This is a genomic window from Pseudomonas sp. KK4, from assembly GCF_001984065.1.
In the GTDB taxonomy this organism is placed as follows: Bacteria; Pseudomonadota; Gammaproteobacteria; order Pseudomonadales; family Pseudomonadaceae; genus Aquipseudomonas.
Genome location: NZ_LYVP01000289.1, coordinates 1 through 220 on the forward strand (window position 1 = coordinate 1; position 220 = coordinate 220).

The window sequence follows — 220 nt, forward strand, 5'->3', positions numbered from 1 at the left end:
GTTGCGCTTGGCGTCGAGGTCGCTGGCGACGATGCTCACGTCGCGGCCGGCGCTCAGGGTGATGTCGCGGCCGGCATCGAGGCTGGAGCCGAACTGGGTGATGGAGCTCTTTTGGATGCCGCCGGTGTCGCTGCTTTGCTGCTGTGTGGAGACGATGGCGATGTCGCGACCGGCTTCGATTGCGGTGTCACGCCCGCTGCTGAGGACGCTGCCTTTGTTT

Annotated in this window: 1 protein-coding gene; it reads right to left on the minus strand. The window is 65.5% G+C overall.

Going from position 1 to position 220, the window contains the following annotated elements:
- Window positions 1-220: hemagglutinin repeat-containing protein (locus tag B0W55_RS29510; protein WP_175645593.1), on the minus strand; the 220-nt coding region annotated here is incomplete at both ends.